This is a genomic window from Nocardioides kongjuensis (assembly GCF_013409625.1).
GTDB lineage: Bacteria > Actinomycetota > Actinomycetes > Propionibacteriales > Nocardioidaceae > Nocardioides > Nocardioides kongjuensis.
The window spans coordinates 3,986,687-4,001,329 of sequence record NZ_JACCBF010000001.1; the positions used below are offsets into that span (position 1 = coordinate 3,986,687).

A 14,643-nucleotide genomic window follows, 5' to 3' on the forward strand; every position below is an offset into this window, starting at 1 on the left:
AGCCGTCAGGACCCGCTCGCCGGGTACGACGGCGAGAGGCGGCCCCGGGCGTCAGCGGCGCAGCAGGTCCGCGATCTCGTCGTACCCCCGCTGCTCGGCGTGCTGCAGCGGCGTGACGCCCTCACGGTCGGCGATGGACCGGTCGGCGCCGGCGTCGAGCAGGATCCGGACGATCTCCTGGTAGGGCTCGCTGCCGTCGCCGAGGATGATCGCCTCCAGCATCGAGGTCCAGCCGAGGTCGTTGACGTGGTCGATGTCGACGTCGGTCTGCACGACCCGGCGGACGTAGTCGACGTGGCCGCGCTCGCCGGCGGGGATCGGCGAGAGGCCGCCGTACCGGTTCTCGATCGTCAGGTCCGGGTTCGCCGGCAGCAGCGCCTCGAGCATCGCCACGCTGCCGGTCACGCCGGTCACCAGCCACGGGGTGTCGTGGCGGTCGTCGAGGGCGTCGGGGTCGGCACCCATCGCGACGAGCACCTCGGCGACCGCGACGTGGTCGTACGTCGAGGCCAGCAGCAGCGCGGTGCGCTGGTGGTCGTCGCGGGCCTCGACGTCGGCGCCGGCGCGCAGCGCGACGGCGACGGCGTCGGCGTTCCCGGTGCGGGCGGCGCGCAGCAGAGCGGCGTTCGCGTCGGCGGGCTTCTCGGCAGTGGTCACGTTGCTCAGGATCCTCCCCAGTCCGGCGTACCCGCGTTCGCGGGCCATCTGCAGCGGGGTCAGGCCCGCCGACGGCGAGACCATGTCGAGCTGGACGCCGCCGGCGGCGAGCACCCGCACGGTGGTGACGTACGACGCCGTGTCCTCGCCGAGCCAGACCGCCTCGTGGATCGCCTGGCAGCCGATCCGGTTGACGTGGTCGCGGTCGATGCCGGCGCGCAGCAGCTCGCCGACGACCAGACCGTGGCCGCGCTCGGCGGCGCGGATCAGGCCGGTGCCGTTCCAGCTGTCCTTGTCGTTCACCTCCGCGCCGTGCCGCAGCGCCAGTCGGAGCAGGTCGAGGTGGCCCTCGCTCGTGGCGATCAGGTACGCCGACTGCTCGGTCTCGTCCTTCGCGTCGACGTCGGCGCCCTGCCTGATCAGCCGCCGGGCGCGGGCGACGTCGTTGGCCCAGGCCGCGTCCCGCAGGCGCCGGTCGAGCCGGGCCTGCGGGACGGGAGCCCCGGTGGGAGCCGGGCTCGTCGTCGGCTCGGCCGCGACGGACCGCTCCACCGGGCGACCGGCATCCGCCGTCCCGGCGGGGTCTCCACCCCCGCACACACCCAGGACGAGCGCGAGCGGGAGCGTGACGACGACGAGCCGACGGTTCATCGCGTCGGGTCCGCGATGACCTCGTAGGGGCCCGAGGCGACCGGCTCGTCGAACTTGCTGTCGACGTACAGGACCTCGCCGCGGAACTCCTTGGCGGTGGTCAGCACGCGGTCGGGCGAGGAGGCGGCCTGGCGGACCAGCTTGGCCTTGCGGCCGTCGGCGGACAGGCGCAGGGTCGCGATCTGCTTCTTGAAGTTGCGGACCACGGTGAGGCGGTTGCCCTGCAGGACCAGGCCGTCGGCGTCGGTGAGGTCGGCACCACCGGTCCTCACCGCGCTGACCTTGCCGGTCCCGAGCGAGAAGCGCCACAGCGCGCCGGTGTTGCCCTGCGCGACGACGAGCGCCTTCTGGTCCTCGGTCACGACGATGCCACCGAGGTTGAAGCCGGCCTGCGTGGCGATGGTGGCGCTCGCGTCGGCGAACAGGCGCACCCGCCAGCCGTTGCGGCCCTTGTCGACCTTGTAGACCTCGGCGGCCTTGGAGTTGGTGAAGTACGCCGCACCGTCGGGGCCGATCGCCACGTCGTTGAGGAAGACGGGCTTGCCGGGGATCTGGAGGGCAGCGAGCAGGTCGCCCTTCTTGGAGTAGACCCACAGGTCGGGGCGGGTCGGGTTGTCGGTGCCGGGGTTTCCGATGCCGTTGGCGCCGGCGTCGTTGATGCCGTTGGGGCCGCCGGCGATGTAGACGCGGCCCTTGTCGTCGACCGTCACGCCACGCGCGGTGTAGCGGCCGTCGGTGCCGTTGCCGGCGAGCCACTCCTGGGTCCAGGAGACACCGGCCCTGCCACGGTGGATCTCGCCGCCGGTGACCTCGCTGACGTAGAACCGGCCGCGCTTCTCGTCCGCCCCGATGCCCTCGAACTTGGAGCCGGCCGGGTTGCTCGCGTCGACGGCGTCACCGTGCAGGTTGTAGACAGCGGCGTGGCCGTTGTCGCGGTCCTTGTCGGCGAAGGCCGGGGTCGCGGTGCCGAACGCGGCACCGAGGGTGCTGACCGCGGTGGCGGCGAGCAGCGTGCTGGCGATGGTCGTGCGGTTCATCGTCTCTCCTGGAGTGGGTGGATCGGGTTGATGTGCTCCACTCTCGCCCGGCCCGGGACCTCCGGACGTCGGGCAGCCGGCTACCCCTCGATAGCCGAATGGTTGATGCCGCCGACCGTCGTCGCTCCCTAGGGTGGGCGCACCATGTCCCTGCCCTCCCTGTCCCACCGACCCTCGGTCTCGCTCGGCCTGCGCCGGCCCGGCGAGCACGGCATCCTCGCGCCCGCCGGCCGCCTCGACCGCTGGCTGCTGGGGGTGCTCGTGGTCATGCTCGTGACCTGCGCGGTGCGCTACGTCGACCGGCACGCCCTCGACGCGACCGGCGTCGCCGTGCTGGCCGGTGCGTTCGTGCTCGGCCTGGCCTACGCGACCCGGGGGCTGCTGGCCGACCGCAGCTGGTGGCCGACGGCCTGGGTGAGCGGCATGGTGGTGCTGTGGGGCGCGTTGACCGCGGTGGCGCCGTCGTTCGCGTGGTGCGCCGTCCCGGTCGCGTTCGCGGTGATGCGGGTGCTCCCGTTCCCCTGGGCGGTCGGCACGGTCGTGCTGATGACGGTCCTGCTGACCGCCGCCTGGCAGCGGATCACCGACGGCTTCGACCCGGTCCAGGTCGCCGGCCCGATCGGCGTCGGCCTGGTCACCGTGCTCGCCTACCGTGCGCTCGACAACGAGTCGCGAGCACGCCAGGACCTGCTCGACCGGCTGCTCGAGGCGCAGGCCGAGCTCGCCGAGGAGCAGCACCGCACCGGCGCCCTCGCCGAGCGGACCCGCCTGTCCCGCGAGATCCACGACTCCGTGGGTCAGGGCCTCTCGAGCATCAACCTGCTCCTCCAGGCCGCCGAGCAGTCCTGGTCCGCGCAGCCCGCGACCGCCCGCGAGCACGTCCGGACCGCCGCGGCCACGGCCCGTGACGGCCTCGACGAGGTACGCCGCGTCGTACGCGACCTCGCGCCTGCCGACCTCGCCGGCGACGTCACCGGTCACGCGCTTCCCGACGCGCTGCGCCTCGCCGCCGACCAGTGGGCCCAGGCCTCCCCCGGCACGCGGGTCGAGGTCCGCGTCGACGGCGAGCCGGTCGTCGTCCCCCCGGACGTGGCGGCGGCCCTGGTCCGCACCGCCCGCGGGGCGCTGGCCAACGTGCGCGAGCACGCCGAGGCCCGGCGCGTGGCACTCACTCTCACCTACCACCTCGACGAGGTGGTCCTCGACGTCCGCGACGACGGTCGTGGCTTCGACCCCGCACAGGTGCGTGCCGTGGGGACGCGCGGCCGCGGTCTCGCCGGCGTCCGCGACCGGGCGGAGGCCCTCGGCGGACGCGCCGACGTCGAGAGCGCCCCGGGCGAGGGCACGACCGTGTCCGTCCGCTTCCCCGTGACCCAGGCCAAGGAGGAGCGATGATCCGGATCGTGCTGGTCGACGACCACCCGGTCATCCGGGCCGGGCTGCGTGCGCTGGTCGAGGGACAGGAGGACCTGTCCGTGGTCGGCGAGGCGGACGGGCTCGACCGCGCGGTCGCGGTGGTCGGCGCCGACCAGCCCGACGTCGTTCTGATGGACCTCAGCCTCGGCGACGGCGAGGCCGGCGGTGCCGAGGTCACCGCCGCGTTGCGGGCGCTGGACCCGCCGCCGGAGGTGCTCGTCCTGACGACGTACGACACCGAGTCCGACATCCTGCGCGCGCTCGAGGCCGGCGCCCGCGGCTACCTGCTCAAGGACGCCCCGCCCGACGAGCTGTTCGCCGGCATCCGCGCCACCGCCCGCGGCGAGACCGTCCTCGCGCCGTCGGTCGCCGCGACGCTCGTGCGCCGCACGACGCCCGGCGCGGTCACCATCACCGAGCGCGAGGTCGAGGTGCTCGAGCTGCTCTCCCGCGGCCTCGGCAACAAGGAGATGGCGCGTGAGCTGTTCGTCTCCGAGGCCACGGTCAAGTCGCACCTGTCGCACATCTACACCAAGCTCGGCGTCGACACCCGCGCCGGCGCGGTCGCCGCGGCCATCGAGCGGCGGATCATCCGCGCCTGAGGGTTGCGGTTTGGGACCAAACCGCGGCAGATCCGGGCGAAATCGTGCGGTCTGTGCCCAAACGACGACTGGTCAGACCAGGTCGGCGAGCGGCACGGCCGGGTCCCGGACCGCGTCGGTGACCTGCCGGCCGACCACCGCGCGCAGGGGACCGATCGCGTCCCAGTCGTTGAGGTGCATCCCGGCGACCACGCGGTCCTCCTGCAGCCACAGCACGCTCGCCTGGCGGCCGGCGAGGTCGCCGCGGACCACGAGGTCGTGGCCGGCTCCCCCGGCGACGTGGCCGACGTACTCCATCCCGAGGTCGTACTGGTCGGTGAAGAAGTACGGCAGCCTCGTGTACGGCTCGTCGCTGCCGAGCATCACCCGCGCGGCGTGGCGGCCGTGGTGGATGGCGGTGTCCCAGTGCTCGACGCGGACGTGGGTGCCGAGCGTGGGGTGGTCGTGGTTGGCGACGTCGCCCGCGGCGAGGACGTGGGGGTCGGGGGTACGCAGCCAGGCGTCGACGAGGACGCCGTTGTCGACGGCCAGGCCGGCCCGGGCCGCGAGCTCGTCGGTCGGGGAGACGCCGACGGCGACCAGGAGCAGGTCGGCGACCACGGGGCCGGAGCCCTCGACGTGGACGACGGCCTCGCCGTGCTCGTCCTCGATGCCGACGACCTGGGCGCCCAGCCGCAGGTCGACGCCGTGCTCGCGGTGCAGGTCGGCGAAGACGGTCGCGACCTCGTCACCGAGCACCCGCTGCAGCGGCAGCGGCGCCGACTCGAGGACGGTCACCGACGCGCCCCGTTGGCGGGCGGCCGAGGCGACCTCGAGACCGATCCAGCCGGCGCCGATGATCGCGATCCGCGCGCCCTCCGTCAGCCGCTCGCGCAGGGCGAGGGCGTCGTCGAGGGTGCGCAGGTGGACCACCGGCGCACGCGACGCGTCGGCCATCGGCAGGTGGCGCGGGGTGGCGCCGGTGGCGAGCAGCAGCCGGTCGTAGGGCAGCTCACCCGACTCGAGCCGCACCCGCCGCCGGTCGAGGTCGAGCCCGGTCGCGACGGTGCCCGTGCGGAGGTCGACCTGGTGCTCGTCGTACCACTCCGGCGGGTGCACGGACGCCTCCTGCGGCTGCGAGGAGCCGAGCAGGAGGCCCTTGGACAGCGGCGGCCGCTCGTACGGCGGGTGCGGCTCGCCTCCCACCACGACGATGTCGCCGGTGTGCCCCTGCTCGCGCAGCTCTGCGGCTGCGCTGGCCGCGGCGAGCCCGCCGCCGATCACCACGACGTTCATCGCCGCCCGCTCCTCAGGTCGAGGAGCTCCGCACGCCTGCGGGCGTCGTCACGCGGCTGCTGAGCATCGCCGGGTCGCCACCCCTCTTCTAAAACTGTCACGCTTACCATTTAGATCCTGTGGAATGGCGGTGTCAACCGTCGGACCCTGCGGCCACACTCCTGCCATGGCTGAGCGACGACACGGAACCCCCACCCCGCCGACCGACTCCGAGGTGGTCGCCGAGCGCTGGGACGGCGAGGACCTGTCCGGCCGGACCTTCCGACGAGTCGCCTTCGTCGACGTCGACCTGACCGACGTCGTCGCGCGGGGCGCGAGCTTCGAGGAGTGCATCTTCCGCGACTGCGACCTCAACGGAGGGCAGTTCACCGACACCGGCTTCCTCAACTGCACCTTCACGAAGTCCGCCTTCTTCGGCGCCCGGTTCGACGGCTGCAAGCTGGTCGGCTCGATGTTCGACCGCTGCCGGTTCGGACCGGTCGAGGTCGTCGGCGGCAACTGGCAGTTCGTGGGCCTGCCCGGCGCGGACCTCCGGCAGGCCACGATCCGCCGCGCGAGCTTCCGGGAGGCCGATCTCACCGGTGCGCGACTCAGCGGCGCGACGCTCCACCACGTCGACCTCGGCGGCGCGTGGCTGCACCAGGCCGACCTGTCCGGCGCCGACCTGCGCGGCTCGGACCTGTCCTCGCTCGACCCGGTCGCGGCTCAGCTGGGCAAGGCGGTCGTGGACCTCGACCAGGCCGTGGTGCTGGTGCGCGCCCTCGGGCTGAAGGTGGAGGAGGCGGTGCCGATGGAGTCCTGACAACTCCACGACCGACCGATCCGGCCTGCTGCCGGGCCGCCACGATCAGGTGAGCCCGGCCACCGCCGTCCCGGCCCGGTGCAGCTCCTCACGTACGACGGCCGCCGGCACGCCGCCCGCCACGAGGTCCGCCGACGACCGGACCAGCCCGGCCACCAGCAGCGCGCGGACCCGCGCCTCCTCGGGCGTGCGGGCGCCGCCGGCCCGGAGGACGGGGCCGAGGGTCGCGTAGAGCTCGCGGTGCCGTTGCCCGAAGTGCGCGACGATCTCGGGCGACAGCTCGGGCGCCGCCGCGCTCGCGTCGACGAGGGCGCCGTGCGCCTCGTCGGTGACGAAGTCGAGCTGCACGTCGAGCCACGCGCGCAGTCCCGCCGCCGTCGGGCCGAGCTCGTCGACGACCTCCTGCGAGCGGGCGAGAAGGGGGTCCATCTCCCGGTCGAACCAGACCTGGAGGATGTGCCCCTTCGTCGGGAAGTAGCGGTACAGCGAGGTCCGGCCCAGGCCGACCTCGGCGGCGATGTCGCCGAGCGAGACCGCCGCGACCCCGCGCTGCGCGAACAGGCGCTGCGCGGCCTCGACCACGGCGGCCTCCTGCGCGGCGACGTGCTCGGCGATGTTCGCGCCGGTGATCCGCGGCATGGGGGCTCCTCCCGTGGGTCGGGTGTCGGTGTCGGCCCGGGTGGGCACCCGGGGCGGTCAGGTCCTGCTGCCCACCTGGACCACGCCCTGGCTCAGGTGCAGGTGGCGGTCGGCCCGGGCCGCCTGGTCCGGGTCGTGGGTGACCACCACGGTAGCCGCGCCGACGCGCCGGGCCTCGTCCAGGAGCAGGTCGAGCACCGCCTGGCCCCGCTCGGGGTCGAGCGAGGCGGTCGGCTCGTCGGCCAGCACGACGCTCGGCTCGTTCATGAGGGCGCGGGCGATGCCGACGCGCTGCCGCTCGCCGCCGGACAGCTCCGCGGGCCGGGCGTCGAGCCGGTCGGCCAGGCCGACGCGGGTCAGCAGGTCGACCGCGCGGGCGCGGGCCGCCGCGTCGAGGTTGCCGGCGACGTGGGCGACGACCTCGACCTGCTCGCGCGCGGTGAGCGCCGGCAGCAGGTTGGGCGACTGGAACACGATGCCGACCCGGTCGCGTCGCAGCCGGACCCGACCGCGGTCCTTGAGTGCGCCGGCGTCGGTGCCGCCGATCAGCACCCGGCCCTCGTCGGGGACGCGGAGCAGGCCGGCGACCGCGACCAGGGTCGACTTGCCGGAGCCCGAGGCGCCGGTGACGGCGACAGTCTCGCCGGGGCGGACCTCGAGGTCGAGCCGGTCGAGGAGGACGCGGCGCGTGGTGCCGTCCGGGACGGCGACGGTGATGTTCTCCAGGCGGAGGGACATGGGGTTCTCCTTCGGGTCGGACGAGGTCACTCGGCGCTGCGCAGCGCCATGGCGGGGTCGACCGAGACCACCTTGCGGATGCCGGCGAGGCAGCCGAGCAGGCCGGCGACCACGAGCAGGCCGAGCGAGGTGAGGGCAGGTGCAGGGGCGAGCCGGAACGGGACGGCGGTGTTGTCGACGAGCGCGCCGGCGCCGAACGCGACCAGTCCGCCGAGCACGGTGGCGCCGAGGAGCACGACGACCAGCTGGCCGACGGCGTCCTTGGCGACGTAGGCACGGGACGCGCCGAGCGCCTTGAGCAGCGCGATCTGGCGCGAACGCTGCATGGTCCACACCACGAAGAAGGCGCCGACGATGAGCGCGGAGATGACGAGCAGGAACCACTGGATCATCGACATGGTCTGGGTCTCGCCGGCATAGCCGGGCGAGCCGGCGTAGGCCTGCTCCTTGGTGACGGTCGTGGTGGCGTCGGCGGCGTCGATCCGCTTCGCGGCGGCGGCGACGGTGTCGGGGTCGCCCTCGAGGGCGATGGCCGAGAAGCGGCCGCGGGCGTTCTCGCCGTACAGCAGCGACTGCCACGTCTCGAGGCTGGTGAACGCGATGTCGACGTGCCCGTAGGACCCGGCGTACGTGAAGCCGAGCACCGGGACCAACTCGTCGACGCCGACGATGGTCAGCTCGTCGCCGACCTTGATCCCCTGCTCCTTGAACTCGTGGCTGAGCACCAGCCCGGGCGGCCCGGCGAGCGCCTCCTCGGCGTCGTGGCGCGGCGCGAGGAAGGACCCGGCGGGTACGCCGAACAGCGCGACGTCGACCGTCGTGCCACCCTCGGTCCGGGCGTTCACGAAGGAGACACCCAGCGGCGAGGCCTCCACGCCGTCGACGCCCGACCACTGGTCGAGGTCCTCGTCGTTCAGCGTGGAGCGGCTGAAAGTCTCCTCCGCCCCGTGCTGGAAGGCGAGGTGGGTCATCGGCAGCCGGCGCAGGCCGGAGATGCCGTCGTCGACGAGCCCGTTGGCGAGGCCCGACAGCATGGTGGTCAGCATCGCCACCAGGGCGATCACCGACCCGACGAGGACGAACCGTCCCCTGGCGACACGCAGCTCCCTCAGCGCGAGGTACATCTCCACCACTCCCTATTTGCGGACACTGTGTCGACATCATATCGACACAGTGTCTGCAAACAAGGAATCGGAACGACCGTGACGGGGGGCTCAGCCCTTCTGGAGCGCGGCCAGCACCGCGTCGAGCTTGGTCTTGAGCTCGGGCACCTCGTCGAGGAGAACGAGCTTCTCGTTGAGGTCGCCGAGCAGGCCCTGCACCTCCCCGAGCACCACCTTGGTCTCGGCCAGTGTCGTGTCGACGGTGGTCAGCTTGCCGTCGACGTCGGCCAGCGTGGTGCCGACCGTGGCGAGCGTGGTGTCGACGTTGCCGAGCGCGGTCTCGGCGCTCCTGAGCACCTTGTCGGCCCGCTTGAGCACGTCGGCGACGGGGTTCAGACCCATGGGTTCTCCTTCAGCACGGAACAGGTGGCCTCACTGTGGCAGGCGGACCCTCAGGCGAGGCGGCCCAACACGGCCTCGGACTCGACGAGCCCGGCGTCGCTGGGCGCCTCCCCGCGGCCGAACACCTTCTCGCGCTGCTGCGCACGCCAGGCGAGGTGCGCCTGCGCGGGCCGGTCGTACCCGTACCGCTCCTGTGCCTGCACCGGCGTCAGCAGCTCCGGGGTCACCGGCGGTACGCCGAGCAGGACCGGCGCCACCACCGGGACCGTGCTGGGGGACAGCAGGGCGAGGATCCGCAGCTGGAGCCGCTTGCTCACCGAGATGGCCGCGAACGTGGCCCGCAGCACCGGGCGCGCCACGACGTCCAGGTACCGCGGCTGGGTCACCTGGCCCATCTCCCGCATCCAGTGCGGCAGCGTCGCGATCACGCCCGCCCGGAAGAACCGTCCGACCACCCACCGCGCCGGCCGGAGCACGAGCGGCACGTCGACCAGCTGGTCGACGTCCATCAGGTGCTTCATCGCCCGCTGCGCGATGGGCGATCCGGACATGACCGGCCGCATCCGCTCGTAGTACGCGTGCAGCTCGGCCCGCGATCGCGGCACGTCGTCGGGCGAGCAGGTCTGCAGCTCGGCTGCCCGGGCGCACTCCTCCCAGTACTGGGCCTCCTCCGCCTCCGAGAGCCGCCCTGGTCCGTACATCTCGTAGGCCTTGAGCACCGAGTGCCACCCGGTGACGAGGATCCACAGCTGCGAGGCGGGGTCGTTGGCGTCGTACCGCCCACCCCCGTAGGGCTCGGTGCCGATCGCCTTGCTGTGCACCTTGACCAGCACGTCCGCGGCGCGGGCCGTGGCCCGGCTGCCACCGAAGGCGACCAGCGCGAAGTAGTGGATGGTGCGGTCGTAGCGGGTCTTCGGCCGCCGGTAGATGTCCTGGGTGCGGTCGACCGAGGCCACCAGGTTCGGGTCGAGCTCCTCGACGACGACCGCCCGGCTGAAGCCGATGGTCAACGAGGTCGGGTAGCCCCAGACCTTCCAGGCCACGGACGCGGGGCCGAAGAAGCCGTAGTCCTCGGCGGGCGTGATCTCGCGGGAGCCCCTGCTCCGGTTCATCAGTGGGATCGCCATGGCGACAGAATGCTACAGTCGTGTAGTAAATGGAAGAGGGAGCTCGAACTAGGGTGGGCGCCATGTCCGAGACCGCCCGCAAGCGCCGCCCGTACGCCCCGCGCGTGCCGATGGCCGAGCGCCGCGAGCAGCTCCTCGACGCCGCCCTGACGATCATCGACCGCGACGGGTACGACGGCGTCTCGATCGACGCGATCGCCCGCGAGGTCGGGGTCACCCGCCCGGTCGTGTACGGCGCCTTCGACGGCCTCGGCCCGTTGCTGACCGCGCTGCTCGACCGGCAGCAGCAGCGCGCGATCACCCAGCTCTACGGTGCCCTGCCGCTCGCCGCGCTGGCCGGCACCCCGCTGGCGATCGTCGAGCAGGGCATCCCGGCGCTGCACGCGATGGTGCTCGCCGACCCCGTCACCTGGCGCGCGATCCTGCAGTCGCCGGGCAACGCACCGGACCCGGTGCGCGAACGGATCGAGGGCGACCGGGGACGCGTGCTGGGCACCATCCGGATGATGGTCGCCGCGGTCGTGCCGGGCGCCGACGCGGACGTGCTCGCCCACGCGGTGCTCGCGCTGCTCGAGCACTTCGGCCAGCTGGTCCTCGCCGCGCCGGAGGAGTTCAGTGCCGCACGGCTCACCGCGTCGGCCAGCGCGATGATCGGGGCGTGGCTGCCATGAGTGCCCCCACGGTCCGGCTCGCGACGCCTGCCGACGCCTTCGTGGTCGGCGGCCTGCTCTTCGACTTCAACACCGAGTACGACACCCCGACCCCGAGCGCGGCCGACTTCGGCGACCGCTTCAACGCCCTGCTGACGCGACCCGACGTGCTCGTCGTGCTCGCCGAGGACCCGGCGAGCGGAGACGCCACCGGGTTCGCCTTCCTCACGCTGCGCCCCACGCCGTACGGCGACGGCCCGCTCGCCCAGCTCGAGGAGCTGTACGTCGTCCCGCCGCTGCGCGACCAGGGCATCGGCACCGCCCTGCTGACCCGGGCGGTCGGCGAGGTCGAGCAGCGCGGCGGGATCGAGGTGCACATCAACGTCGACGAGGTCGACACCGACACCCGGCGGTTCTACGAGCGCCACGGGTTCACGAACATCCAGCCCGGCGAGGACTTCCGGATGCTGTGCTACCTCCGCGAGCTCACCTGAGCTGGCCGGCCGAGGTGGACCCCCGCTGCGCTACCTCGGGGCGGGCTCCGCGCTGAACTCCCCCGGCGTGACGCCGGTGACCGAGCGGAAGTCGCGGGTGAGGTGCGCCTGGTCGGCGTAGCCCAGCTCGGCGGCGACCCGGGCCAGGTCGACCCGCTCGCCGGCGCGGAGCAGGTCGGCCGCGTCGTGCAGCCGGCGGCGCTGCACCAGCCACTTCGGCGACAGCCCGATCCGGCGCCGGGTCAGCCGCTGCAGCGCACGCTCGCCGAGGTCGAACTTCTCGCACACCTGGGAGACCCGCTGCACCTCGCGTTCCCCCTCGACGTACTCCACGATCGCGTTGACCAGCCGGCCCTCGTCGTCGACCGGCACGAGCACGCCGAGCGCCTCGGCCACGAGCGCGCACGCCTCCTGCTGCCGCGCGACCTCGGCGGGGTCGTCCCCGAGCGCGTCGGCCACCGCGGCGACCAGGCGCGCCGCGTCCAGGCCGGCGACCGAGGCCAGCGGGCGCCGCTGGTTGGTCAGCTCGGCCACCGGACCACCGACCAGCGCGAGCCCGGCCGCCGGCTGCATCATCACGCCGAGCGCCCACCCGGTGCCCGAGAGCTCCTCGGTGCTCAACCCGGCGTGCGGGCCGACCAGCTGTGCTCCGTCCGGGCCGACGACGACCTGGCACACCGGGTACTGCAGCACCCGCTGCACCGAGCTCTGCCCCGGCGGCAGCGACCAGACCGGCACCCAGAACCGGCGCACCGCGTCACCCAGCGAGGGCGGCGGGGCGTAGCGCCGCAGGGACGGGCTGTACCCGCGGACGTCGCGCAGCTGGGCGGGCTCGACCACGTCGAGCGGTCCGTCGGGCGTCCAGCGCATGTGTCGGATTCTTTCAAGACAGGTGTCGGCGGGCCCGGGCATGGTGGGGCCATGACTTCTCCCGTGACCGAGCTCATCGCGTTCACCATCGACTCGGCCGACGCCGCGGCGCTGGCCCGCTTCTACGCCGACCTGACCGGCGGCGAGGTGACCGGCGACTACCCGGAGTACGGGTACGCGTCGGCCTCCGTCCTCGGCGCGACCCTCAACTTCCAGACCGTGCAGGACTACTCCCGCCCGCAGTGGCCGGGCCAGGAGCACCCGCAGCAGTTCCACCTGGACTTCCGGGTGCCCGACCTCGAGGCCGCCACCGAGCACGCCCGCTCGCTCGGCGCGACCGTGGCCGACACCCAGCCGGCAGCGCAGGCGGGTGGCTCGTGGCGGGTCATGCTCGACCCCGACGGGCACCCGTTCTGCCTGTGCCCGCCGCAGGAGGGCTGACCCTCTGGGATCACCCGAACCGGTGACAGCCCGGCGCACCCCGGCCCATGATGGGGCTGTGCGCCGGGTCCACCAGCCCCTCCCGAGCGCGGGTGCCGCCTACCTCGACGCCCGCGGGGACGGCCGCGCGATGCGGGTCAGCTGGCACGCCGAGGCCGAGGTCGTGGTCCTCTCGCTGTGGCGCGACAACGTCTGCACCGGCAGCTTCCAGCTCGCGCTCGAGGACGTCCCGGGCCTGGTGGACCTGCTCGCGGCCCGGTACGGCGACGCACCTGACGAATGGGCCGGGTACCAACCGGACACGGAGCCCATCCGTCAGGTGCGTGGTGGAGCCTAGGGCCCCGGCGAGCGTCAGCCGACGGTGCGGATCAGCTTCTTGTTGACGAACTCCTCCATGCCGTAGCGGCTCAGCTCGCGGCCGAAGCCGGAGCGCTTGATGCCGCCGAAGGGCAGCTCGGCCGCGTCGAGGCCGACGCCGTTGACGAAGACCATGCCGGCGTCGATCTGGTCGGCGACGCGCTGGGCCTGCTCGGCGTCGGTGGAGAAGACGTAGGAGCCGAGGCCGTACGGCGTGTCGTTGGCGATCTGCACCGCCTCGGCCTCGTCTGCCGCCCGGAACACCATCGCGACCGGGCCGAACAGCTCCTGGCGGTACGCCGGGTTGTCGGTCGTGATGCCCGAGAGCACGCCGCTGGGGTAGAACGCTCCGTCGCGCTCGCCCGCGCTGGTCAGCTGAGCGCCGCCGGCGACGGCCTGGTCGACCTGCTTCGCGAGGTTCTCGGCGGCGGTGACCGAGGACAGCGGGGAGCCGCCGGAGGCCGCGAGCAGCTTCTCGGTGAACTTGGCGACGAACTCGTCGTACAGGCCGTCGACGACGATGAACCGCTTGCCGCCGTTGCAGACCTGGCCGGCGTTGTCCATGCGGGCGAAGACGGCCGCCTCGACGGTGGCGTCGAGGTCGTCGGAGGACAGCACGATGAACGGGTCGGAGCCGCCGAGCTCGAGGACGACCTTCTTGAGGTTGCGCCCGGCGATCTCGGCGACGGCCGCACCGGCGCGCTCGGAGCCGGTGAGCGAGACGCCCTGGACGCGCGGGTCGGCGATGATGTCGGCGACCTGCTCGTTGGTGGCGTAGATGTTGACGTAGGCGCCCTCAGGGAAGCCGGCGTCCTTGAAGATCTGCTCCTGCAGCGCGGCCGAGCGCGGGCACTGCGGCGCGTGCTTGAGCAGGATCGTGTTGCCGATGATCAGGTTCGGGCCGGCGAAGCGGGCGATCTGGTAGACGGGGAAGTTCCACGGCATGATCCCGAGCAGGACGCCGACCGGCATCTTGCGGACCACCGCGGTTCCCTCGCCCTCGCCGAGCTCGATCGGCTCGTCGGCGAGGAAGCGCTCGGCGTTGTCGGCGTAGAACTCGTAGATCGACGCGGAGAAGTCGACCTCGCCCTCGGCGTCGGCGAGCGGCTTGCCCATCTCCTCGACCATCGCGGCGGCCAGCTCGGCGCTGCGCTCGCGGTGCAGCTCGGCGACCCGGCGGATCAGCGCGGCCCGGTCGGCGACGGTCGAGGTCCGGCCCCAGGAGCCGTACGCCGCGGAGGCCGCGTCGATCGCGGCGGCGATGTCGGCGTCGGTGGCGGTCGGGAAGGTCTCGACCAGCTCCCCGGTCGCGGGGTTGCGGACGGCGTACTCGGTCATGGGGTGGGGCTCCTTCGGACGATGCAGGTGAAGTGGGACGGGAT

The 14,643-nt window shown here is 73.2% G+C and carries 17 protein-coding genes; 7 read left to right on the top strand and 10 right to left on the bottom strand.

Translation table 11 applies throughout. The annotated features are described in order from the left end of the window. Nucleotides 1-51: 51 nt before the first annotated feature. Nucleotides 52-1,308 carry an ankyrin repeat domain-containing protein gene (locus BJ958_RS19100; RefSeq protein ID WP_179728465.1) on the bottom strand — a complete coding sequence of 419 codons (1,257 nt, stop codon included), beginning with the start codon at nucleotides 1,306-1,308 and terminating at the stop codon, nucleotides 52-54. Further along, the gene (locus tag BJ958_RS19105) at nucleotides 1,305-2,345 is read right to left on the bottom strand and encodes an SMP-30/gluconolactonase/LRE family protein (protein WP_179728466.1); all 1,041 of its coding nucleotides are present in this window, start codon (nucleotides 2,343-2,345) and stop codon (nucleotides 1,305-1,307) included. The genes BJ958_RS19100 and BJ958_RS19105 overlap by 4 nt, the downstream gene beginning before the upstream one ends. 144 nt (nucleotides 2,346-2,489) lie before the next feature. Here BJ958_RS19105 and BJ958_RS19110 point away from each other — a divergent pair, with 144 nt between their 5' ends. Together BJ958_RS19110 and BJ958_RS19115 are read left to right on the top strand one after the other, a co-directional pair. Continuing rightward, complete coding sequence (locus BJ958_RS19110) at nucleotides 2,490-3,740, top strand: sensor histidine kinase (RefSeq protein WP_179728467.1); 1,251 nt, start codon at nucleotides 2,490-2,492, stop codon at nucleotides 3,738-3,740. After that, nucleotides 3,737-4,363: a response regulator gene (locus BJ958_RS19115; protein ID WP_179728468.1), complete on the top strand. Its 627-nt coding sequence runs from the start codon at nucleotides 3,737-3,739 to the stop codon at nucleotides 4,361-4,363. Before BJ958_RS19110 ends, BJ958_RS19115 begins: the two co-directional genes overlap by 4 nt. A gap of 72 nt (nucleotides 4,364-4,435) precedes the next feature. Here BJ958_RS19115 and BJ958_RS19120 read toward each other — a convergent pair whose 3' ends face one another. Then, complete coding sequence (locus BJ958_RS19120) at nucleotides 4,436-5,638, bottom strand: NAD(P)/FAD-dependent oxidoreductase (RefSeq protein ID WP_179728469.1); 1,203 nt, start codon at nucleotides 5,636-5,638, stop codon at nucleotides 4,436-4,438. A 166-nt stretch (nucleotides 5,639-5,804) separates the two neighbouring features. Here BJ958_RS19120 and BJ958_RS19125 point away from each other — a divergent pair, with 166 nt between their 5' ends. Next, the gene (locus BJ958_RS19125; protein WP_179728470.1) at nucleotides 5,805-6,440 is read left to right on the top strand and encodes a pentapeptide repeat-containing protein; all 636 of its coding nucleotides are present in this window, start codon (nucleotides 5,805-5,807) and stop codon (nucleotides 6,438-6,440) included. A 45-nt stretch (nucleotides 6,441-6,485) separates the two neighbouring features. On the opposite strand, the gene BJ958_RS19130 is transcribed toward BJ958_RS19125, so the two are convergent. The 5 genes from BJ958_RS19130 to BJ958_RS19150 form a co-directional block, all read right to left on the bottom strand. Then, nucleotides 6,486-7,079 carry a TetR/AcrR family transcriptional regulator gene (locus BJ958_RS19130; protein ID WP_179728471.1) on the bottom strand — a complete coding sequence of 198 codons (594 nt, stop codon included), beginning with the start codon at nucleotides 7,077-7,079 and terminating at the stop codon, nucleotides 6,486-6,488. 57 nt (nucleotides 7,080-7,136) lie between these two features. Beyond that, a complete protein-coding gene (locus tag BJ958_RS19135) occupies nucleotides 7,137-7,817 on the bottom strand; it encodes an ABC transporter ATP-binding protein (RefSeq protein WP_179728472.1) in 681 nt (226 codons plus the stop codon). A gap of 26 nt (nucleotides 7,818-7,843) precedes the next feature. Further along, nucleotides 7,844-8,941: an ABC transporter permease gene (locus tag BJ958_RS19140; protein WP_246319722.1), complete on the bottom strand. Its 1,098-nt coding sequence runs from the start codon at nucleotides 8,939-8,941 to the stop codon at nucleotides 7,844-7,846. Between the two features lie 90 nt (nucleotides 8,942-9,031). Continuing rightward, on the bottom strand, nucleotides 9,032-9,322 hold the full coding sequence (locus tag BJ958_RS19145) for a hypothetical protein (protein ID WP_179728474.1): 291 nt from the start codon (nucleotides 9,320-9,322) through the stop codon (nucleotides 9,032-9,034). 50 nt (nucleotides 9,323-9,372) lie between these two features. After that, entirely contained in the window at nucleotides 9,373-10,449 is a 1,077-nt protein-coding gene (locus BJ958_RS19150) for an oxygenase MpaB family protein (protein ID WP_246319072.1), read from the bottom strand. A 62-nt stretch (nucleotides 10,450-10,511) separates the two neighbouring features. On the opposite strand from BJ958_RS19150, the gene BJ958_RS19155 reads away from it, so the two are divergent. Both BJ958_RS19155 and BJ958_RS19160 read left to right on the top strand, forming a co-directional pair. Next, nucleotides 10,512-11,120, top strand: coding sequence for a TetR/AcrR family transcriptional regulator (locus BJ958_RS19155; protein WP_179728475.1), 609 nt, complete (start codon nucleotides 10,512-10,514; stop codon nucleotides 11,118-11,120). Beyond that, nucleotides 11,117-11,593 (top strand): GNAT family N-acetyltransferase, encoded by a 477-nt coding sequence (locus BJ958_RS19160; protein WP_179730274.1) that lies wholly within the window; start codon nucleotides 11,117-11,119, stop codon nucleotides 11,591-11,593. Before BJ958_RS19155 ends, BJ958_RS19160 begins: the two co-directional genes overlap by 4 nt. 30 nt (nucleotides 11,594-11,623) lie before the next feature. On the opposite strand, the gene BJ958_RS19165 is transcribed toward BJ958_RS19160, so the two are convergent. Further along, nucleotides 11,624-12,463, bottom strand: coding sequence for a helix-turn-helix domain-containing protein (locus BJ958_RS19165; protein WP_179728476.1), 840 nt, complete (start codon nucleotides 12,461-12,463; stop codon nucleotides 11,624-11,626). 51 nt (nucleotides 12,464-12,514) lie between these two features. On the opposite strand from BJ958_RS19165, the gene BJ958_RS19170 reads away from it, so the two are divergent. Then, complete coding sequence (locus BJ958_RS19170) at nucleotides 12,515-12,904, top strand: VOC family protein (protein ID WP_179728477.1); 390 nt, start codon at nucleotides 12,515-12,517, stop codon at nucleotides 12,902-12,904. Nucleotides 12,905-12,962: 58 nt separating this feature from the next. Then, entirely contained in the window at nucleotides 12,963-13,241 is a 279-nt protein-coding gene (locus BJ958_RS19175; RefSeq protein WP_179728478.1) for a hypothetical protein, read from the top strand. 14 nt (nucleotides 13,242-13,255) lie between these two features. Here the strand turns inward: BJ958_RS19175 and BJ958_RS19180 are convergent, their stop codons facing one another. Next, nucleotides 13,256-14,599, bottom strand: a complete 1,344-nt coding sequence (locus BJ958_RS19180; protein ID WP_179728479.1) for an NAD-dependent succinate-semialdehyde dehydrogenase — start codon at nucleotides 14,597-14,599, stop codon at nucleotides 13,256-13,258. Nucleotides 14,600-14,643: the final 44 nt, after the last annotated feature.